1 protein-coding gene is annotated in these 598 nt (G+C 41.8%); it reads left to right on the plus strand.

Annotated elements, in window-relative coordinates; genetic code table 11:
• On the plus strand, positions 1 to 598 hold a 598-nt coding region (locus ES677_RS15445), incomplete at both ends, for a hypothetical protein (protein WP_170235083.1).

The following is a 598-nucleotide window of genomic DNA, read 5'->3' on the forward strand; positions in this document are numbered from 1 at the left end:
AATGTTGGGAAACAGCGACGTTTAATACAGAAAGTTGTACTTGGGAGGTAACAGGAGAACAATCAGCAGAACCAATCACAGAATGTTATGAAACCGCAACGTTTAATAATGATACGTGTATTTGGGATGTAACAGGAACACAAGCAGCAGCACCAGCGACAGAATGTTGGGAAACAGCGACGTTTAATACAGAAAGTTGTACTTGGGAGGTAACAGGAGATCAAGCAACCGAGCCAGCGACAGAATGTTATGAAACGGCGACGTTTAATAATGATACGTGTATTTGGGATGTAACAGGAGAACAATCAGCAGCACCAGCGACAGAATGTTGGGAAACAGCGACGTTTAATACAGAAAGTTGTACTTGGGAGGTAACAGGAGAACAATCAGCAGAACCAATCACAGAATGTTATGAAACCGCAACGTTTAATAATGATACGTGTATTTGGGAGGTAACAGGAACACAAGAAGCAGAACCAACCACAGAATGTTATGAAACGGCAACGTTTAATGACTCTACTTGTAGTTGGGAGGTAACAGGAGATCAAGTAACCGAGCCAACGACAGAATGTTATGAAACCGCAACGTTTAATAATGA

The sequence above is a fragment of the Bizionia gelidisalsuginis genome, from assembly GCF_008086185.1.
GTDB lineage: Bacteria > Bacteroidota > Bacteroidia > Flavobacteriales > Flavobacteriaceae > Bizionia > Bizionia saleffrena.